The 20,936-nt window shown below is 62.3% G+C and carries 19 protein-coding genes; 13 read left to right on the forward strand and 6 right to left on the reverse strand.

Annotated elements, in window-relative coordinates; translation table 11 throughout:
- Positions 1–4: 4 nt before the first annotated feature.
- The 13 genes from VFV96_14520 to VFV96_14580 all read left to right on the forward strand — a co-directional run bounded on the left by VFV96_14520 (position 5) and on the right by VFV96_14580 (position 14,300).
- Positions 5–1,237 (forward strand): type II secretion system F family protein, encoded by a 1,233-nt coding sequence (locus tag VFV96_14520; protein ID HEU5071615.1) that lies wholly within the window; start codon positions 5–7, stop codon positions 1,235–1,237.
- A gap of 14 nt (positions 1,238–1,251) precedes the next feature.
- A complete protein-coding gene (gene gspG / locus VFV96_14525; protein ID HEU5071616.1) occupies positions 1,252–1,704 on the forward strand; it encodes a type II secretion system major pseudopilin GspG in 453 nt (150 codons plus the stop codon).
- Positions 1,705–1,727: 23 nt separating this feature from the next.
- On the forward strand, positions 1,728–2,372 hold the full coding sequence (locus VFV96_14530) for a GspH/FimT family pseudopilin (protein ID HEU5071617.1): 645 nt from the start codon (positions 1,728–1,730) through the stop codon (positions 2,370–2,372).
- The gene (locus VFV96_14535) at positions 2,344–2,757 is read left to right on the forward strand and encodes a hypothetical protein (protein ID HEU5071618.1); all 414 of its coding nucleotides are present in this window, start codon (positions 2,344–2,346) and stop codon (positions 2,755–2,757) included. Before VFV96_14530 ends, VFV96_14535 begins: the two co-directional genes overlap by 29 nt.
- Before the next feature lie 7 nt (positions 2,758–2,764).
- Positions 2,765–3,550, forward strand: coding sequence for a type II secretion system protein GspJ (locus VFV96_14540; GenBank protein ID HEU5071619.1), 786 nt, complete (start codon positions 2,765–2,767; stop codon positions 3,548–3,550).
- On the forward strand, positions 3,547–5,040 hold the full coding sequence (locus tag VFV96_14545; GenBank protein ID HEU5071620.1) for a helix-hairpin-helix domain-containing protein: 1,494 nt from the start codon (positions 3,547–3,549) through the stop codon (positions 5,038–5,040). Before VFV96_14540 ends, VFV96_14545 begins: the two co-directional genes overlap by 4 nt.
- The gene (locus VFV96_14550) at positions 5,037–6,518 is read left to right on the forward strand and encodes a hypothetical protein (GenBank protein ID HEU5071621.1); all 1,482 of its coding nucleotides are present in this window, start codon (positions 5,037–5,039) and stop codon (positions 6,516–6,518) included. Before VFV96_14545 ends, VFV96_14550 begins: the two co-directional genes overlap by 4 nt.
- Positions 6,515–7,054 (forward strand): hypothetical protein, encoded by a 540-nt coding sequence (locus VFV96_14555; GenBank protein ID HEU5071622.1) that lies wholly within the window; start codon positions 6,515–6,517, stop codon positions 7,052–7,054. The genes VFV96_14550 and VFV96_14555 overlap by 4 nt, the downstream gene beginning before the upstream one ends.
- Positions 7,051–7,965 carry a hypothetical protein gene (locus tag VFV96_14560; GenBank protein HEU5071623.1) on the forward strand — a complete coding sequence of 305 codons (915 nt, stop codon included), beginning with the start codon at positions 7,051–7,053 and terminating at the stop codon, positions 7,963–7,965. The genes VFV96_14555 and VFV96_14560 overlap by 4 nt, the downstream gene beginning before the upstream one ends.
- Positions 7,966–7,968: 3 nt before the next feature.
- On the forward strand, positions 7,969–9,705 hold the full coding sequence (locus VFV96_14565; protein ID HEU5071624.1) for a secretin N-terminal domain-containing protein: 1,737 nt from the start codon (positions 7,969–7,971) through the stop codon (positions 9,703–9,705).
- Between the two features lie 20 nt (positions 9,706–9,725).
- Entirely contained in the window at positions 9,726–10,904 is a 1,179-nt protein-coding gene (locus VFV96_14570) for a hypothetical protein (protein HEU5071625.1), read from the forward strand.
- Between the two features lie 36 nt (positions 10,905–10,940).
- Positions 10,941–12,452, forward strand: a complete 1,512-nt coding sequence (locus VFV96_14575) for an ATP-binding protein (GenBank protein ID HEU5071626.1) — start codon at positions 10,941–10,943, stop codon at positions 12,450–12,452.
- Between the two features lie 474 nt (positions 12,453–12,926).
- A complete protein-coding gene (locus VFV96_14580) occupies positions 12,927–14,300 on the forward strand; it encodes a sigma-54 dependent transcriptional regulator (GenBank protein ID HEU5071627.1) in 1,374 nt (457 codons plus the stop codon).
- Positions 14,301–14,370: 70 nt separating this feature from the next.
- On the opposite strand, the gene VFV96_14585 is transcribed toward VFV96_14580, so the two are convergent.
- The 6 genes from VFV96_14585 to VFV96_14610 all read right to left on the reverse strand — a co-directional run bounded on the left by VFV96_14585 (position 14,371) and on the right by VFV96_14610 (position 20,934).
- Entirely contained in the window at positions 14,371–15,441 is a 1,071-nt protein-coding gene (locus tag VFV96_14585) for a hypothetical protein (GenBank protein ID HEU5071628.1), read from the reverse strand.
- 9 nt (positions 15,442–15,450) lie between these two features.
- Positions 15,451–16,428 carry a hypothetical protein gene (locus tag VFV96_14590; GenBank protein HEU5071629.1) on the reverse strand — a complete coding sequence of 326 codons (978 nt, stop codon included), beginning with the start codon at positions 16,426–16,428 and terminating at the stop codon, positions 15,451–15,453.
- A complete protein-coding gene (locus VFV96_14595) occupies positions 16,425–17,525 on the reverse strand; it encodes a hypothetical protein (GenBank protein ID HEU5071630.1) in 1,101 nt (366 codons plus the stop codon). The genes VFV96_14590 and VFV96_14595 overlap by 4 nt, the downstream gene beginning before the upstream one ends.
- 579 nt (positions 17,526–18,104) lie before the next feature.
- Complete coding sequence (locus VFV96_14600; GenBank protein ID HEU5071631.1) at positions 18,105–18,443, reverse strand: hypothetical protein; 339 nt, start codon at positions 18,441–18,443, stop codon at positions 18,105–18,107.
- 168 nt (positions 18,444–18,611) lie between these two features.
- Positions 18,612–19,604 (reverse strand): efflux RND transporter periplasmic adaptor subunit, encoded by a 993-nt coding sequence (locus tag VFV96_14605; protein ID HEU5071632.1) that lies wholly within the window; start codon positions 19,602–19,604, stop codon positions 18,612–18,614.
- A gap of 58 nt (positions 19,605–19,662) precedes the next feature.
- Entirely contained in the window at positions 19,663–20,934 is a 1,272-nt protein-coding gene (locus VFV96_14610) for an ABC transporter permease (protein HEU5071633.1), read from the reverse strand.
- Between the last annotated feature and the right edge of the window lie 2 nt (positions 20,935–20,936).

Consider the following 20,936-nt stretch of genomic DNA (forward strand, 5'->3'; position numbering starts at 1 on the left):
CCTCATGCCCACCTTCCAATACAAAGCCTTGCAGCCAAACGGCAGCGTGGCCGTCGGCCAGATTGAAGCCGCCGGCCGCCCGGAAGCCTTCCGACAGATGGAAGCGCAGGGACTGCGGCCCATCAATTTGGTGGAATCGCGCAACGGCAATGGCAACGGCAAAGCCGCCGCCGCGCCGCAATTCTCGCTGGGCAGCAAAAAAATCACCCCGCGCGCCCTGGAAAATTTCACCCGCCTGCTGTCGAGTTTGCTGGCGGCCGGCGTGCCCTTGAGCCGCGCACTTGTGATTCTGCACAAGGAAGCCTCCAACCCGGTGGCCGCCGCCAAGTGGAAGGAAATTCACGACCGCGTGGTGGACGGCATGTCGCTCGCCGACGCCATGAGTCAGTCGCCCGATGTTTTTCCGCGCGTGTATGTGGCCATGGTGGAGGCCGGCGAAACGGGCGGCTTCCTGGATGTGGTGCTCTCGCAGATCGCGGACTTTCAGGGCCGCGAAAAGGAACTGCGGGGCAAGGTATTTGCGGCGATGTTTTATCCGGCGATTCTGGCCTGCCTCGCCATCGCCGTGCTGGTGTTCCTGCTGGTGTTCTTCATTCCCAAGTTCATGCCCGTGTTTCAGGGGCTCGGCGGCAACCTGCCGCTCATCACCAAGCTCATCATCGGCGGCAGCGATTTGATCCGGCATTACGGCCTGTTCGTGCTGGTGGGGCTCATCGTGGCCGTCATTTCCTTCCGCACGTGGGCGGTGTCGCCCACGGGCCGGCGTCAGTGGGAAAGCTTGATTCTCAAAACCCCCGTCGTCGGGCCGCTCCTGTCGCAATTCGCCATGGCGCGGTTCTGCCGGATGCTGGGCACGCTGCTCGGCGCCGGCGTGCCGCTGGTCAACTGCCTGAACGTCGCCCGCCGGTCGCTGGGCAACCAGATCCTCGTCGATGCGGTGACGAATTCAATCGAGCGGGTCAAGGAAGGCAAATCGCTCGGCCCCAGCCTGTCCGATTGTCGCTCGCTGTTTTCCGGTCCGGCGTTGGAAATGATCTCCGTCGCCGAGGAAAGCGGCCGCCTGGACCAGGAACTGGTCCGCATCGCCGCCGACACCGAATCCGATCTGGACCGCAACATGAAGACGGCCGTCGCGCTGCTGGAGCCCATGATGCTGTTCATGATCGCCAGTTTCGTCGGCACCATTTTCATCGGGATGCTGCTGCCCGTGTTCGAACTCCAACAACAAATCAAATAACCACCACCAAGTTTATGAAAACACAGATACGCAAACCTCGACTCCATCAGCACGCCTTCACGCTCGTTGAAATGCTGCTGGTGCTCGTGATCATCGGCACCCTGGCCGCCATCGTGGTGCCCAAGCTGGCCGGACGCTCCGAACAGGCCCGCGTGACCGCCGCCCATTCGCAGATCGCCGCCTTCGGCACCGCGCTGGATGCGTTTGAAGTGGACAACGGCTACTACCCCAAGGGCAAGGACGGGCTGAACGACCTTTTGCAACAACCCCGCGACGCGCAAAACTGGAAAGGCCCCTACCTGAAGAGCGACGCCGTTCCCGCGGACCCGTGGGGCAACGCCTACCTTTATGAATGCCCGGGCAAACACAACCCCAGCGGTTATGACTTGTCCTCGGTCGGCCCGGATGGCCGCTCCGGCACGGACGACGACATCGCCAGCTGGAGCGTTGCGGGCGAAAAGAAATAGGTTTCGTGCGCACCACCCCGCACATGACGAATCTGCAGAGGGAAGCGGAGCGAGCAGTTCTCGCTTCGTGGGGCCCTTTGCGGTTGGTGGTTGGTGAGCCGGGGCGCGCCCTCGCGGTGCGCCCCGGCATTGACCCGCGGCCCCGTCGCCGGACGGCGTTCACCCTGCTCGAACTGCTGCTCGTGCTGGCGCTGCTGGCGATGGCCGTGGCCATCGCCGCCCCGGCCCTGTCCCGTTTCTTCCGCGGCCGCGCCCTCGACAACGAGGCGCGCCGCATGCTGGCCCTGACCCGCTACGGCCAGAGCCGCGCCGTGTCCGAGGGCATTCCCATGGTGATGTGGTTCAAGCCCGACGAAGGCACCTACGGCCTCGAGGCCGAGATGACCTACACCGAAACCGACGACAAGGCGGTGGAATATCATCTCGATTCCAACCTGAGCCTGGAACTGGCCCCGGCCACCGGCTTGTCCACCACGCCGTGGAAAATCACCACGCAGATCGCGGGGAACCAGCCAGCCATTCGCTTCACGCCGGACGGTTTCATCGCGGACACCAGTCCGGCGTGGATTCTCCTGAAGGTGGCGCGCGACGATGAGCCGGACTGCGTCTGGCTCGCGCAAACGGAAAACCGCTTGAACTATGAACTGCAAAACACCCAGCCACGCTGACCGGCGACGTTCACGTTCGCGGCGCGCCGACGGCGGGTTCACGCTCGCCGAGGTGCTGGCGGCGTTGCTGTTCATGGCCATTGTCATTCCCGTGGCCGTGGCGGGCCTGCGCATCGCCAACCTCGCGGGCGAAGTGGGCACGCGCAAGGCCGTGGCCGCGCGCATCGCCGAAGCCAAACTGAACGAACTGCTCATCACCGGCCAGATGCAGAAGGGCGCCCTGTCCGGCACCGTCACGGAAAACCGCATCAACTACGGCTGGAACCTGACCGTGGAGTCTTCGGGACTGGATGTGCTCCGGCTGGCCACCATGAAGGTGACCTTTCCGGCCCAGGGCAAGGATTACGACGTCCGCCTGAGCACGCTGGTGGACACGACGCAGTGATGCAGCCATGAACGTTGCCGCGCTTCATTCCCCTTCCCGCCTGTCCGGCGCGCCCCGCCGGCGGCGTGGTGCCGCGGCGCATTTCAGGGCGTTCACGCTGCTCGAGGTGCTGCTCGCGCTCATCGTGCTGGCCATCGTCCTGGTGGTGGTTCATTCAATTTTTTACAGCGCGCTGCAACTCCGCAACAAGGCGGACGCGGCCATCAGCGAAGCGATTCCGTTGCAACACGCCCTCACCGTCATCCGGCGCGATCTGGAGAACGTGACCGTGCCGGGCGGAACCCTCTCGGGCAGCTTTCAAACCACGCTGACCACGGGCTCATCGATGAGTGCCACGCACGCGGGCCAGCAATGCGGCCCGACCCTCTACACCACCGCCGGCACCCTCAACGACAATGATCCGTGGTCGGAGATGCGCAAGGTGACGTATTACCTGATGCCGTCAACCAACGGCTCGGCGGGGCAGGATCTCGTGCGCTCGGTCACCCGCAATCTCCTGCCGGTGTTCCAGGAGGAATACACGGACGAACGGCTCATGAGCAACGTGGACTCCCTCACGTTCCAGTATTACAACGGGTCGCAATGGGTGGACACCTGGGACTCGGCCTCCACCTCCGCCAGCAGCACGACCAGCACCGCGTCCACCAACAGCCTGCCCACGGGCGTGCGCGTGGACCTGACCCTCGTCGTGGACAAGCTGGGCTCCATCGCGCCCAACCCGATCGAAATGGTGGTTCCCATCACCGTGCAAGTCGGCACCAACACCACGGCCAGCACCGGAGGCGTCGAATGAAGATCTCGCTGGCCCAACATCTGAACGGCCACCGGCTCGAACGGCCCTGGTCCGCCCGCTGGTCGCGCCCCGCGCCCGGCCGCGCCGCGCGCGTTCCCGGCGCCTCCCACAACGACGATCGCACCGCCCGGGCCGCCGCCGGGCCGCCGCCCAAGGCCCGGCGCAGCATACGAGGTTCCGCCCTCATCATCGTGCTCTGGATCTGCTTTGGCATCGTGAGCATCGCGCTCTATTTCGCGCAGTCCATGAGCTACGAAATGCGCGCGGCCGACAACCGGCTTTCGGGCCTGCAAGCTGACGAGGCGATTGCCGGCGCCGCCCGCTACGCCAGCAACATTCTGGCGAACCTGCAAATTCCCGGCCTGCCGCCCGACCTCAACTCCTACGAACGCGAAAACGTGGCCGTGGGCGATGCGCGGTTCTGGTTCATCGGCCGCAGCGACGAGCAGACGGCCACGGATGAACCTTCGTTCGGCCTGGTGGACGAGGCGTCCAAACTCAACCTGAACAACGTCACCGCCGCAATGCTGGAGGAGCTTCCCCGCATGACCCCCGAACTGGCCGCGGCCATCATCGACTGGCGCGACGCCGACAGCACCGTGTCCGACGGCGGCGCCGAGGACGACATCTATCAGCGCCTCAACCCGCCGTATCATTGCAAGAACGCGCCGTTTGAATCCATCGACGAGCTGCGGCTCGTTTACGGCATGGACATGGAAACGCTGTTCGGCAACGACGCCAACCTGAACGGCGCCCTCGATCCGAACGAAAATGACGGCGACGTCTCGCCGCCAAACGACGATCGCAACGGGTTGCTGACTCCGGGCCTGCTCGAATACGTCACCGTCTGGAGCCGTGAGCCCGTGAACGCGCACACCAACGTGAACGATCAGCAGGCGCTCGCGACTGTGCTTCAAAACGCCCTTGGCTCCAGCCGCGCCAACCAGATTCTGGCCCAGCTGGGTGGCGGCGGGGCGCCCGGCGGCCCGGGCGGCACCGCGCAATACGGCAACCTGGTCGAGTTCTACCTCGCCAGCCGGATGAGCCGGAATGAATTTGACCAGGTGGCCGACCAGTTGATTGCCACCACGAACACGACGGGCTACGTCGAGGGGTTGGTGAACATCAACACCGCCAGCGAGGCGGTGCTGCAATGCATTCCCGGCATCGGCGTTCAATACGCCTCCACCGTGGTCGCCTACCGGCTCGGCAACGCCACCAGCCTGCAATCCATCGCCTGGCTGGTGGACGTGATCGGCAGCGAAGCGGCCCGCCAGGCCGGGCCGTATGTCACCACGCACAGTTATCAGTTCACCGCCGACATTGCCGCCGTCGGTCACTACGGCCGGGGTTACCGCCGCGTGAAGTATGTCTTTGACGACAGCGACGGTGCCCCCCGCATCGCCTACCGGCAGGACCTGACGCACCTGGGCTGGGCCTTGGGCAAAACCGCACGGGAAGATTTGGAAATCGCGAAAAACAACCCATGAAGTCCTCCTTCAATTTCAACCTCGCGGCGCTGGATCCGCGGCGACGCCAGCCGGGCAGCACGCTGCTCGGCCTGTCCTTCGACGGCAGCCGGCTTGAGGGCGTCGAAGTGCACCGCACGAACGGGAGCGTCGAACTGCGCAAATCCTTTGCGGCAACCCTCACGCTCGATCCGCTGACCAACGCGCCCGAACTGGTCGGCCGGGAAATCCGCAAGGTGCTCGACGAACACGGCATTCGCGAGCGCTGGTGCACCGTCTGCTTTCCCCTGAACTGGGCCCTGACGCTCTCCGTCAAACTGCCCGCGCTGCCGGAGGAGGATCTCGCCAGCTTCCTGCAGGTCGAAGCCGAGCGTGGTTTTCCCTATGGCCAGGACGCGTTGCTGACCGCCACCTCGCGCTGCCGCACGGCGGCCGGCGAAGGCTGGGCGACCCTGATGGGCGTGCCGCGCAGTCACCTGACCCGGCTCGAAACCGTGCTGGCCGCGGCCCAGTTGCGGTCCGCCAGTTTTTCCATCGGCATCACGGCGTTGCAACCGGCCGATGCCGCGGGCGCGGACGGCGTGCTCACGTTGCTGCCGGGCGAAGGCAACATCCGCCTGCAACTCACCGCGGGCGGCGGGATCGCCCTGCTGCGCACCATCGAAGGTGCGTTTGAACCGGCCGGCGGCGAACGCGAACTGCAAACCGACCACGTGCTGCGTGAATTGCGCATCACCCTGGGCCAGTTGGCGCCCGAGCTGCGCGACGCCGTGAAACGCGTCCGGGTGCTGGGCCGGAACGACGACGCCGACGAGCTGGCCGAAGTGATCGGTCCGCGGCTGGCGGCGCAAGGGATCGCCGTGGAGCAGGTCCGCGTGCATGCGCCGGACGATTTTTCAGTCAAGGTGCCGCCAAACACACCGGTCTCCCCGGCTCTGGCGCTGGCCGTGCGCCGTCTGGCGGGCAGCCCGGCGACGCTGGAATTTCTGCCGCCCAAGATCAGCGCATGGCAGCAGTTGAGTTCGAAGTATTCCTCGCCCAAGCTGGTCACCGTGGGCGCCGGCGCCGGCGCCGTGGCCGCGCTGGTGCTGCTGTTGTTCTTCGGCCAGCAGGTGCTGCTGTGGTATTGGGGCCACCGCTGGAGCGCCATTCAGAAGCGGGTTTACCTGCTCGAAGACACGCAGGCCAACATCCGTGAGTTCCGGCCGTGGTATGACGATTCCTACCGTGAGCTGACAATTCTGAAGCGGCTGACCGAATGCTTCCCCGAGGACGGCACGGTTTCCGCCAAGCAGATTGAGATGCGCGACCCGAACAAGCCCGGCGAGCTGTTGAAGGTCACCTGCACCGGCACGGCCCGCAGCCAGAGCGCATTGATTCATGTCACCGACAAGCTCGGCGCCGCCCGGAATGTGGCCAACGTGCACACCGAACAAACCCGCGGAGTTTCCCCCACGGAATTCACCTTCAACTTCGAATGGAGCGAAGGCGCACCATGAACTTTGATCCCAAGAACCGTCAACACGTCCTGCTGCTCGTCGCCGCCATCGTGGTCGGCATCTTTCTCGGCGACCGGCTGGTGCGTGCGCCGTTGTGGAACGCCTGGAAAGCCCGCTCCGTGCGTCTGGCTGATTTGCAGAAGAAGGTGGGCGACGGTGAAATGCTGCTGAAACGCGGCGATTCGCTCCTCGCACGCTGGGACAACATGCGCACCAACGCCCTGCCGGCCGACACCGCCGCGGCGGAGAGCGTGGTCATGCGCGCCTTCAATCGTTGGGCGGATGCCAGCGGCGTCAGCGTCAGCGGCATCCGGCCGCAATGGAAACGGGCCGACGAAGATTACATGACCCTCGAATGCCGCGCCGACATTGCCGGCGACCTCAATGCCATCACGCGCTTCCTTTACGAAATCGAACACGATCCGTTGGGCGTGAAGGTGGACAGCGCCGATCTGGCCACGCGGGACACCGACGGACGGCAAATCACCCTGGGCCTGCAAATCAGCGGCCTGCAACTTTTGAAATCCGCCCGATGAAACCGAAGGGAAACCTCCGCATGATGCACGTTTTCGCCGCGCTGGAAGGCTGGCTGGCCCGCTGGTCCGGCCATGGGTCGTTGCGCCCCGCGCCGGTCCGTGCCACGCCCGCCCGGAATGCACTCCGACCCGACGTATGCGAACTTCTGGTGATGAAGCAAAGCGGTAAGGCAAGGGGCGTATGGATCGTTCTGGCCACCCTGGCGGTCGGCGGGAGTCTTTCGTTGCGCGCCCAACCAGATGGTCCGGCCACCAACGCGACCGCCACGAACGCCATTGCTGCTTCGGCGGCTCACGCCGAGACCAACGGCGACGCGATGCGGGTTCCCGAGCGGACCGCGCCCGCGCCGCACGCTTCCGCCCCCGTCTCGACCACAAGCCGGACGGACTTCGCCGCGTTCCGCGTCATTGCCGAGCACAACATTTTCAACGGCAACCGCTCCGGCCAGCGGATCACCTCCACGCGCAGCGGCTCGTTGCAGCGCACGGTGCGCGTGGATGCCTTTACGCTGGTCGGCACCATGGATTCCAGCAAGGGCTGGCTGGCCTTCTTCGATGGCACCCAGCCGGATTACCACAAGGTGCTCCGGGCCGGCGACTCGATTGCGGGATTCAAGGTGAAAGAGATCATTTATTCCGGCGTCCGCTTCGATGAGAATGGCGCCGAGCTGGCTCTGCGCGTGGGTTCGAGCCTGCGGCGCGAGGACGGCGGCGCGTGGTTTGTCTCGGCGACCAGTGGTTCCTACGCCAGCTCCCGCTCCGGTGAAAGCCAACCAACTCACAACGGCAGCAGTTCAACCACCGTCAGCAGCAGCAGCAGCAGCAGCAGCAACTCCGACGGCGGCGGCCCGCCCAGCGGCGCCATGAGCGATGTTTTAAAACGACTGATGGAAAGAAGAGAAAAGGAATGATTTATGAAAGACTTTAGCCTGAACCAGCTTGTATTGACCGGCGCGCTCGCGCTTGCGCTGAACGCCGCGGCCCAGCCGGCGGAAGAGCCGGAAACCACGCCGCCCACCCCGCCTCCCGCGGAAGAGACCCTGGCGCCCGACCCCGCCGAAATGATTCAGGCGGTGAACACCGTGCTCACCAACCTGCCGACCGACGAGGTGCAACCGCCGGTCAGCAACGAGGACAACGCCAATCCCACGCCGCCGGAAACATTTTCCAAGGAAGGCACCACACCGCCCCGTTTCGTCGCCCCGATGCGGGGCACCAACGGCACGTCCACCACGGACGCGAACACGCTGCCGGAATACAACACGCCGCCGGACAAGGTGGTCAAGGATGGCGAACGCGGCCTGCGCCTGAACTTCCGCGGCGCGCCCCTCGACATGGTGCTCAATTATTTGAGCGACGCCGCCGGGTTCATCATCGTTCCCGAAACGGACATCCACGGCAAAGTGGACGTGTGGAGCAACCAGCCGCTCACCAAGGACGAGGCGGTTGACCTGCTGAACAAGGTGCTCGCCAACGAAGGTTACGCCGTGCTCCGCGACGGCCGCACCCTCACCATTGTGACCCAGGCCGAAGCCAAGAAGCGCGACATCCCGGTCAAGACGGGTTACGAGCCGGCCAACATCCCGAAGGACCAGCAGATCGTGACGCAGATCATTCCGGTGCGCTTCATCAACGCCGTGCAGCTGGCCAAGGATTTGCAGCCGTTGATGCCAACGCAAACGACCATGACCGCCAACGAAGGCGGCAACGCGCTCGTCATCACCGACACGCAGCAGAACATCCACCGGCTTGCCGAAATCATCAAAGCCCTGGACACCACGGTTTCCAGCCTGTCTTCCGTCCGGGTGTTCCCGCTCAAATACGCCGACGCCAAGACCGTGGCCGACATGATCAAGGAGGTGTTTGCCAGCTCGGACACGAGCAGCAATAGCGGCCGCGGCGGCCGCGGCCAGTTCCGCTTCGGCCCGTTTGGCCCGCAAGGCGGCGGCGACAACAACACCGCCAACAGCAGCGGCCGGCCCGGTGCGTCGAAAGTGGTGGCCACTTCGGACGACCGCAGCAACTCGCTCGTCGTGAGCGCGCCGGATGATTTGATGCCCACCATCGAACAGCTCGTGGCTTCCGTGGACACCAATGTCGAAGACGTGACGGAGATCCGGGTGTTCCGGCTGAAAAATGCCGACCCGCAGGAGACGGCCGACCTGCTGACGAGCCTCTTCCCCGATTCCAGCAACACCCAGAACCAGCAGGCTGGCTTCCGCGGCTTCTTCCGCGGGCCGTTCGGCGGGAACAACAACGACAATGCAAGCTCGCAGAGCGACCGCCTGAAAAAGCAAAGCAAGGTGACCGCGGTGCCCGACGCGCGCACGCGCTCCGTGGTGGTCACGGCCGCCCACGACACGATGGAGCAAATCGCCAAAATGCTCACGCAGCTTGACTCGGATCCGGCCCAGAAAAAGAAGGTGTTCGTTTATGAAGTGCAGAACACGGATCCGACCACGGTGCAGCAAACGCTGGAGGATCTGTTCAGCGGCCAGAGCACCACGTCCTCACGCTCCCGCAACACGACGGGCCAGGCGGGCACGCAGTTGAACACGCGCGCCCAGCAGCAGAACCAGAACAACAACCGGAACAACAACAACTCCGGCTTCGGCACCAGTTCGAGCGGCGTTCGTTCCTTCGGCAACTGAAGATCCAATTTAGGAAGCTCATGAAACACATCAAACACGAGACAGGCCTGGCGGCTTTGCGCCGCACGACCCTGGCGCTGGCTGTGGCCGCGGGCCTGGGCACGGCGACCGACCGGCTCGCCGCCCAGGGGGTCTTCGGCAACAATTTCAACCGAAACAACAACCGCTCCGGCAACTCCTCCACGTCGTCGAGCTACCCTTCGAGCACGCAGATGGGCACCGCCACGGTGTCGGTTGACCCCGAAACGCGCCGCGTGTTTGTGGTCACCGACGACGAAACCGCCAAGTATGTCAAGGAGGTCGTCCAGGACCTGGACCGGCCCACGCCACAGGTGCTCATCAAATGTGTCTTCCTCGAGGCCACCTACAGCAAGGACACCGACATTGGCGTGGATGGCACCTACACCCACACCATCAGCGGCAGCAAGGTCAGCGCCTTCAACGGCACGGGCACGGCGTCCAGCGCGTTCGACCTCGCCACGACTGGCGGCCTTTACACCATGCTCGGGCAGGATCTGCAAATCACGCTCGCCGCGCTGGCCAAGGCCGGCAAGACCGAGATCCTGTCGCGTCCCTCGATTCTGGCGCGCAACAACCAGCCCGCCACCATCAGCCTCGGCCAGCAGGTGCCGTTGATCACCAACACGCGGTTCGACAACTTCGGCAACCAGATCAATTCCGTGTCCTACCAGAACGTCGGCATCATCCTGAACGTCACGCCGTTCATCACCTCGGACAACCTGGTGGAAATGATCGTCGCGCCGCAGACCTCGGAACTCGCGGACCGTTCGCAGTGGGTGCAAATCTCCTCCGGCAGCACCAACAACGCCAGCCCCGTCAGCGCGCCCGTCATCAACTCGCGTTCCGCCGACACGGTGGTCGTGGTGCCCGACGGCCAGACCGTGGTCATCGGCGGCCTGATGCAGAGCAAGAAGCTCAGTTCGGAGGAGAAGGTGCCGCTGCTGGGCGACATTCCCCTGCTCGGCCTGCTGTTCCGGCACAAGGTCACCAGCAACGGCAAGACCGAACTCATGATTTTCATGACCCCGCACATCGTGAAGTATCCCTCGGAACTCGCGAACATGACGGCGAACGAACGGGGCAAGAGCCAGGTGCCCGGCAAGGCGTTCAGCGAGGAGGATCTGGACCGCTACCTCGATCAACTGCCCGCCGTCGATGACACGAAAGGCAAGAAATAACCCCGGCGCCATGAGCCCCGTGTTGCCCCCACCCGCATGAGCCACCGCACCCGCCCGGTTTATCTCGTCCTGCTCGCCGTCTGGGTGCTCGTCATTGCGTGGCAGATCGCGGAACACCGCCGCGTGCAACGCAACGCCCGGGTCGCGCTGATCAACCGTGCCAAGGACATTTCCAGCACGGTCGGACTCGTGCTGCGGTCGCAGCGGCATTTCGGCATCATTTCCCAGGATCGTCTCGAATCCGCCCTGGACGCCCTCATCAAGCCCGATGAGTTGAACGGCGTCTCGCTCTTCAACGCGCGCGGCGACGTGGTCGCCTCGGCCGGCACACCCATCGACCTCGAATTGAAGGGGCTCGTGCACACGGGCGAACATTGGGAATCCGGCACCGTCACGCTGATGAACCTCGTTGATCTCGGCACCAACGTGACTGCGGACATCGAAAGTTCCCGGCCGACCATCGTCATTCCCCGCGGCGAGTTTCCCGCGCCGCCGACCAATCGCCCGCCCGGCCGGCCGCCCGAACCGCCGCCCGGCGAAACCAATGAACCGCACCTCGCCGGCGGCCCGGAACGGCCCGGCCCGGAAACCGCCCCGCCACCCGAGCGCGACCGCCGGCGCGGCCGCGACTGGCGCCCGCAATTCGGCCGGCCCTTCTGGATGAGCGAGGAGGAATACAAGTCCGCCATCGAAAAGAAGGGCGTGCACAGCTTTGCCATGGTGCTCTCCACGCAGCCGGTGACCGCCACCATTCAGCAGGACATGTGGCTGCGCATCATCATCAGCGCCTTCGCCGGCATTGCCGTGCTCGGCTTCGGCGTGGCCTGGCGCAACCTGGCCCGCACCTCGGATCTGGAAGTCCGCCTCGTCCGCGCGTCCGAACTCAACGCCCGCCTCAAGGAAATGAACCTGGCCGCCGCCGGCCTCGCGCACGAAACCCGCAATCCGCTCAACATCATCCGCGGCCTCGCCCAGATCATCTCCCGCCAGCAGGACGCCTCCTCCGCCGTGCGCGAAAAGTCGCGCAACATCATCGACGAGGCCGACCGCGTCACGGCGCAGTTGAATGAATTCATCAACTATTCCCGCCCGCGCGAAGTCCGCCGCACCGCGGTCAAGCTGGGCTCCGTGGTGGGCGAAGTGGCCCGCGCGCTGGGCTCTGATCTGGAGGACAAGGCCATCAGGCTGGAACCGGCCGCCGACCTGCCCACCATCGAGGCCGATGAACAACTGCTCCGCCAGGCCGTCTTCAACCTGATCATCAACGCCATTCAAGCGGTCGAGCGCGGCGGCGAAATCCGTGTCACGGCCGAAAAGACGGGGCCGGACGAGGTGCAGATCGACATCCGCGACAACGGCCCCGGCGTGCCGCCCGAACTGCGCACGGAAATCTTCCGCCCCTACGTCACCATGCACCCCGAAGGCACCGGCCTCGGGCTGGCCGTGGTGCAGCAGATTGTCACTGCGCACGGCTGGGAAATCCGCTGCCTGCCCAACGAACCCAAGGGGGCCATTTTCCGCCTGACCCATGTGCGTCTGGCGGGCTGACGGGCGCGTCTGGACACTACCCGGGAGCGGTGGCGGCGTCTCGCCGCCGGGCATCTCCATGCACCGGGACCGTGCCCTGACTCGCAGCCGAGACGGGCTCCGCTATAGCAGTTTCATAAATACTGTAGCCGTCCTGACGGCAGCAGCCCCTCACCCCGTCCCTCTCCCCATCCGATGGGGAGAGGGTGGCCGAAGGCCGGGTGAGGGGCCGGCGAATAACCCGACGGCTACGACATTGTTTAAACCGCTCTAAATAAATGAGGGAAACGCGCTAACCGGAATGGACAGCTGCGCTGGCCGGGCAGAAATACAATACAGGCCGGGCGTGCTCTGGAATGCGATGATTCCAAAGCCGGTTGGAAAACCGGCGCTCCGCAGCCCTGACGTTTTCAGCGGCGGGTGAGCTGCGCCCGGACTGACGCCGGTCGCAATCTGGGCGTGTCTTTCACGTCGTTTTGTGGTTAAACCATGACCATGGCCGCCGCCAATCACAATGCCGCCAAACGCCCGCGCATCCTCATTGTGGATGATGACCCGGGCCAGCGCAGCCTGCTCGACTCCTTTCTGAAAAGTCAGGGCTTTGCAACCAGCGTCGCCGCCTCGGGCGAGCAGGCGCTCGCCGCACTCCGCAGCGAATCCTTTGCGATGATGATTTCGGACGTGCGCATGCCGGGCATTTCCGGCCTGGAAACGCTGCGGCAGGCGCGCCAGGAATTCGCCCGCCTGCCCGTGCTGCTCGTCACCGCCTACGCCGACATTCGCGACGCCGTGCTCGCCATGCGCGATGGCGCGCTGAACTATCTCAGCAAGCCCATCGATCTCGATGAACTGCTCCGCTCCGTCCAGCAGGCAACCGGGCTGGCGCGGGATCAGGCCGTGCGCATCGATGCGCAACGCGAGCTGCCCCCGCACGTCGTCGCGGCCAGCCCGCAGATGCTGTCGCTGTTCCGGGACGTCTCGCTCATTGCCGCCTCCGAAAGCCGGGTCATGATCACCGGCGAAAGCGGCGTCGGCAAAGAAGTCGTGGCCGACGTCATCCACGCCTGGAGCCCGCGCGCCGCAAGTCCGATTGTGAAGGTGAACTGCGCCGCGATTCCCGAAACGCTCCTGGAAGCGGAATTGTTCGGCCACGAAAAGGGCGCGTTCACCGGCGCCGTCGGGCAGCGCATTGGCCGCTTTGAACAGGCGGACGGCGGCACCATCTTTCTCGACGAAATCGCCGAGATGTCCCCTGCTCTGCAAGCCAAGCTGCTGCGCGTGACCCAAAACGGCAGCTTCCAACGCATCGGCTCCAACGCCGAGTTGCGCACCAACACGCGCATTCTTGCCTCCACCAACCGCAAGCTCGAAGACGAGGTGAAAGCCGGCCGGTTCCGCGAGGACCTCTTCTACCGCCTGAACGTGGTTGAGTTTAACCTCCCGCCCTTGCGCGAACGTCCCGAAGACGTGCTGCCGCTGGCCACGCTGTTCATCAACGAATTTTCCCAGGGCAAAGCCCGGCTGTCACCCGCCGTGCTGGATTGCCTCGCCCGATACGCCTGGCCGGGCAATGTGCGCGAACTCCGCAACGCCATGGAACGGGCCGCCCTGCTGAGCCGTGGCGAAATGGTGCTGCCCGAACATCTGCCTACTCGCGTGCAAACCGCGACGGCGAAACCGGCACCGCAAGTGGAACCGGCCGAAGCCCGCCGCTTGGAGGAAATCGAACACGAAGCCATGGTGGACGCGTTGAAACAGCACAACTTCAACCGCACTGAAGCCGCCAAGGCGCTTGGCATCAGCCGCCGCACACTCGTTTACAAACTCCAACGCCTGCGCGAACTGGGCTTTGAAGTGGACGCGCCGTAGGCAGAACCGTTGGAATATCAAACGTGATTATGCGCTCATTGCGCCCCAATTGCGTTTATCCGAGCCGGATTCATTGCTGGAAGCCTTCGGCAACCACACGGTTGGTGGTGATGGCCAGACAGAAATCATCCCCGGCCGCAATGGCGACGACATCGCTCAGGCCGGGAGGCACATCTGTTGTATGGAAATCATTGCATCCCCAAGCGACTACTTTCCCATCGCGTTTGAGCGCGAGACTGAATTCATGCCCCGCGGCGATTGCAATTACATTAGTCAAGGGAAGACCATCAATGACAACCGCACCGTGCGCAGAGTTCGGATAACTCGTGGCGGGCACGCCCGTGGCTTGGCCAAAACGATTGCCTCCCCACCCGAAGACGGTTCCGTCAGATTTTAGAGCGAGACCATGGTTCGAGCCGGCCGCGATGGCGACTATATTGCGGAGGGTGAAGGGGATACTCTCTTCGCTGGTAGTCCATTCTATAACTTCTCCGTTTTCTTTTAGCGCCAAACCGGGCGCATAGGCTTCTCGCCCGGCAGCGATAGCAACAATGTTACTAAGGCCGTGCGGCACATTCCGTGCACCCCAACCCAATACTGTGCCGTCTTTTTTGAGGGCCATACTATAATCAAATCCAGCAGCAACAGCGACGACATTGCTCAATCCAACTGGAACTTTGGCTTGGCTCCCAATTCTCTCTCCCGGCCCATTTCCCCATGCAACGACCGTGCCGTCACCTTTGACTGCAAGGCTGAAATTACATCCTGCGGAAATGGAGACAACATTGCTCAAAACCTGGCCGGCAATCCTTACATACCCGTTAGTTCTGTATGGATATTCCGTCTCAAAACCCACGGCCTCTGCGCTACTGTTCCCACCCCAACCTGCCACCGCGCCGTTGTCTCTGATTGCAAGGCCGTGACTTCTTCCGGCGGCAATGGCCACGGCATTATCCAAAAGCTGGCCGGCAATTGTCACTCTGCCCGTGGCAAAAGAAGTTTCACGAGACGGAACCCCGGTTGCTTGGCCGCTAATGTTATGCCCCCAGCCAACTACTTGACCACGCGGTAAAGCAGCCCAAAGGCTCCGTTGAAATAACGCAAGTGAAATTCCCAATATAATCATGTGAAGCGCTTTCATACTCATTCATCAGGGGTTCACCACACCAAAGTTCTCGTTGACGTGACGCGTCACCGTATGGCCGAATTTTGACACCTTCACGGTTCCATCCTCTGAAAGCGTAAAAACCTGATCCCAAGAGTTTGCGAGGTCATTTGTGTGACCATTGCCAATCTTCCACTTGCCTGGAATGTGCCAGGTAAACCCGCCGTTCGCCCATGTCTGCGCGAACACGGCCGAGCTTGCTCTATCGTAAGAATCAGGTGTCCAGTGATTGTCGTATTCCAATTGAATGTCGAAATGATCCGCCCCCGCTTCGTAATTGTGAGCGCCGGGCGGATGTGCAATGAAATAACCCCAAGCATTTGTGGCAGGCTGCCCGACTTCCATTATTTGAACACGGTAGAACGACACATTCGTCGGCCCAATGTAGGGGCGCAAGTGCATCCCAGCACCCGCATCTCCAATTTCGTAGCGGTATCGTTCAATCACATCTGCATGATCCACTCCGCCTGGCTCCAGCACGCTGAAATCAATCGGGCATTCCTGCCCCTTCACTGTCGCAGTAACCGTGGCGGTGGGGACGCCGTTGCTCGGCGCCGTGAAGGTAATCCCCGTGCCGTTCGTCGCCGACAACCCGCCCGCCGTCGTGCGCCACGCCACGGGTATGTCCGCGGGCAGGGTTGGAAAGCTGAGGTCCACCTCCTCACCCACGCCCACGGTCGTCCGTTGCCGGTCCGCCGGCACCGGCGCGTGACAGATGTTCGTCAGCACATACTTCGTGTGCCTGGGAAGGAACGTGTAAAAGTCCACGCCCGCCACCGTCGGAGTAATCTCCTTGGTCGCCCCGTTGGGCAGCACCCGCCAGAGCAGGCCGTCACTGCCCAACGGCCCCAACTCCCCCATCGTGATGTTCTGCTTCGGAAGCTCCGTTTTGGAAACGCCAGACCACAAGCCCCGCCTGCCACCAACCAGAATCCTGGCAAAAGCCCTGCGAGGCGGATTCATTGGCGGAAGTGTTCGGCAACGGCGCGGTTGGTGGTGATGGCCAGACAGAAGTTGTCGCCCGCAGCTATGGCGACAACGTTGCTCAGGCCTTCCGGAACAGACACAGGGTGAAGTCCGTTATTCATGCATCCCCATGCAACGACGGTGCCGTTGGTCTTCAAAGCGAGGCCATAGCCATTACCTGCAGCAACGGCAACTATGTTGCTTAAAACTTGACCGTCGATGGCCACAATGCCACTTGCACTGTGGGTCTCATTTGTAGTCGCAACGCCTGTCGCTTGGCCCTCGCGATTAAATCCCCAGCCGAAGACGGTGCCGTCTTTCTTGAGTGCAAGATTGTGGTTATATCCCGCAGAAACGGCCACGATATTTGTTGCCGCCATCGGCGTGGTCATTTCACCATTAGATCGCCATTCGACGACTGTGCCGTCATTTTTGAGCGCCAAATCGCGCCCAAACGAACTCCGAGATGCGGCAATCGCGACAACATTACTCAACCCCGCCGGAGAATTCTCCCGGCTGCCGAAACTCGTGATCGTGCCATCCTTTTTGAGCGCCAAGCCATGAGATTCTCCCGCGGCAATCGCCGTTAGATTACTCAATCCAACAGGAACATTTATCTGTCCATTTTTATTATCCCCCCAACCCACTACCGTTCCATCACGCTTGAGGGCCAAATTGAATTGCCACCCCGCCGAGATGGCAGTCACGTCTGTTAACACCTGGCCTCCGATTTTCACGGGACCGGCTGCTCTATGCGGAAACGGTGTTGTATATCCAACTGCCTCTTGGATGATGTTGCCGCCCCAGCCAATGACCGAGCCATCACTTAATAACGCCACGCTGTGTGACATCCCTGCAGCTACTGACACAACATTGTTCAATTCTTGGCCAGCAATCCTCACCACGCCAGTTGCGAAGGGGTTGTCTGTGACAAAGACCACCCCGTTGGAGGCTGGGTATGATGCACTGCCGGTCACCTCCCCAGACACATTAACTCCCCAGCCAACTACTTGGCCCGCTGGCGTGCCCCCAAAGCTTGCTTGCCCTCCAAGCCAGAGAACAATCAGCATATTCGCCTTCTTCAAGGTTTTCATAACGCTCTAGTGGGTGGAGATTTGATTCTCTATCGTCCGTGTCACACTTCGCCCCAGCTTTTGAATCGTCATGGTTCCGTCAGATCCAAGTGTAAATGTCTGGTTCCAACCTGTCATCGAATTCGTAGGGCCACCGGCAATTCTCCACCTGGCTGGAATGTCCCATGGCGCTATGGGCTATATGCACGGTTATCGTGCGCCCCCAACAAACCGTCAACACCTTTCACGTCTGATCGGTCTGAATGCAGAACGGCTAATCCCTTTTATTCAACGAGCATGCAAAGGCCGTCTCCGTGCAGCATTGAGGGGGCGTTTTCACCGAGCGCACGCTCGTTTACAAACTCCAGCGCCTGCGCGAACTGGGCTTTGAAGTGGACGCGCCGTAGGTGAATGAGCGTTAGACGCCAATTCAGCCGCGCTCACCGGGATGGGACTTCGGGTTGTTATTTCGATTTTCAAATGACCAGCCCAAAATCTTCCATTCAATTGCCATAAGTTGGCATGCGAAGCGAATCGTTGACATTGGGAAACCGCAACATGTTTTTTGAAAGCTCTTCGGTTGTTGTTTTCATAAAAAGCTCAACCTTCGGTTTTCTTCTTGATGAAAGTAATCGCGTTGCCGATGACACCAATAATACAGAATACGAGGAGCGGATTTAGGAGTATCGCAAAAAGTTTATGCCCCAAATAGCTTACACCATCGTCCATTCCAAACGCTTGAATTAGTATTATCGTAGGTTCAAGCAATCTCAGATATAAGTATGAAATCCAATCGACCAAACCAGAATGTGAGCTAGGAGCCACCAATGCGTCCAAAATTGCAAAAATGCTCATAACCGCAAACATAGACACTGACAAGGCGACCTGCACCTTGAACGTGAGAGACGAACGGCGTTTTAGTATTCCAGAATTATTCATGTTCTGTTCTCCCTCACGAAGTCGATGGAAAACACAATTACCCCTCCGCCAATCTGTCCTTAAAGATAATACTGCGTGGTGTCACCCTCGGAAAATTGGGACAATCCAAGATAACTGGGATAATTCGGTGACAAGATCGGCTGGACCAATTGCATTACAACGCCTCACTCATTTCTTCAAAAAATCCACCTTCGCGCTCAGCTCGGGCGTGAGGTAGTTGTCCGGATTCAGGATTTGCACCTTGATTTGCAACGTGCCCTTGGCCCGGTTGGCTTCCGGCGCAATCTCCGCCACGACGCCGTCATAGACCCGGTCCGGATAGGCCTCCGGACTGACGCGGCACTTTTGGTTCAACGAGATTTTGGCCAGGTCGGCTTCGTTCATGTCGATTTCCACCTGCAAATCCTTCGGATCGGCCAGGGCGATCAGCGCCGTGCTGGGCCCGCGCGTGCCGCCAAAGCTTTGCGGCGTGACGAGTTCATTCGGGTCCACCAGCTTTTCGAGAATGACGCCGTTGATGGGCGAACGGATGGTGCACCAGCCCACATACGCCCGGGCCACGTCGCGCGCGCCTTCGGCCATGGCCAGCGTGGCCTTGGCGGAATCCACTGCAATGCGCGCATCGTCGAGCGACTGCCGGGATTCGATGTCCGTTTTGGCCAGTTTGCTGATGCGCTCGTAATCGAGTTCCGCCTTGGCCAGCCCGGCCTGCGCGCTGCTGACCTGCCCGGCCGCCTCCTGCAACCGCGCCTTGAATTCGGTGTCGTCCAAGAGCACCACAACCTGTCCGTTGGTGACTGCGTCCCCCTTCTTGACGCCGATCCATTTCACCACGCCCATGAACCGCGGGCTGAGCTCGATCCGCTCGCGGTTGATGATGTAGCCGCTCACCGTGAGGACAACGTCCCCAGCCGGCGCCATGGTGGTATTGGCCATGTTCGTTGTCGCGGCCGGGACGGTTGCGGCATCCGTCGTGGCGCTGGCCAGCACGTCGGTGGTTTCCGTGGTTTTCATGACCCGGCGGCTGTCCGAGACCCGGGGCCAGGCAAAAAACAGGGCCGCGCCGGTCACGGCGAACACCACGAAGAAAATCACCCACACGGGCCGCCGCGGACGCAGTTTCTGGTCGCGGTCGATTTTGAGTTGGTCCAACGGTTCCATGTTCATGAGCGACCCCCAAACAATGCCCAAGCGGACGAGTTCCGCAAGCCGGGCGCGTTCAAACTGACTTGAGCGCGGCGATCACCGGGAGCCGCGCGGCCCGCAGCGCCGGCAGAAAACTGCCCACGATTCCGACGCTGACGGCAAAAATCATCCCCTGCACCAGCAACGGCGGGGTCACCTGAAACTGGAAGATGACCTCGCTGAAGGTATTGAAACTGAGCGTGCCGAAGCGGACGCCAAACGCCACACACAACCACTGCGCCAGCAGCGCCGCAAGACAGCCGAGCACGCCGCCCAGGCCGGCCAGAATCGCCCCTTCGAGATTGAAGCTCGCCAGGATGGTCCGCCGGCGGAAGCCGAGCACGCGCAACGTGCCAATCTCACGGGTTCGCGCGCCGACGCTAGCATACATCGTGTTCATCGCCGCAAAGACGGCGCCGATGGACATGGCGGTGGCCAGCAGCGTGCCCAGCATTTTGATCGGTCCCGCGGTGGCGGTTTGCGCCGCGTAATATTTCGTTTCGAGTTCGGCGCGCAGCGGCATGCGCTTGTCCGATTCAATCCGCCGCATCAGCGCCACCGCGGCGTTGGTGTTCGCCACGCGCGCCAGGACGCTGGAATAATTCTCGCGGTCGAACACGGAGCGCGCCTCGTCCGCGTCCATCCACAATTCCGAGTCGAAGGCCGTGTCGCCGCCGTCGAACCAGCCCACCACCGTCAGCTCGGTGCCACCGGTCTTGAAGGTCTGGCCGATGTCACAATGCGCGAAGCGCCGCGCCATCTTCACGCTGGCGACCGCTTCGCGATGGCCGGGGTTGAACCAGCGGCCCGCGACCAGTTTGACCTGCGGCCGCAGTTGAATGCCCTGGGACGTGATGCCGCGCATGGTGACGTTCGCTTCGCCCGGGGCGTCCCGGCGCGGCAGGCTGATGATCACGGCCAGATCGGCGGACACGATGGGCCGGCCCTGCGCGTCCCGTTCCACCTCCGGCCAATACTGGATGATCTTCAACTGTTCGCGCGACACCTGGCTGCTCGATTCGGCAGTGGAGCCTTTCCGCACGATCATCACGTTGTGGGGGTCGCCGGTGTTCATGCTCGATTTTTCCAGACCGGCCGCCATGGCCTGCATGAGCAGGAACACCGCCACCACCAGGGCCACGCCCAGCACGGTGGCCGCCGTGGCGCGCCAGCGCACCAGCACGCTCTTGAAGTTGTAAGGCAGCGGAATGGGCGACATGACGACGGCGTAGGCCAACCAGGCCAGATAGCCGACCAGGCCCACACCAATGAACAGGAAGAGAAATGCGGCAGCGGAAAGGTGCATGG

The sequence above is a fragment of the Verrucomicrobiia bacterium genome, assembly GCA_035765895.1.
Lineage (GTDB): Bacteria > Verrucomicrobiota > Verrucomicrobiia > Limisphaerales > DSYF01 > DSYF01.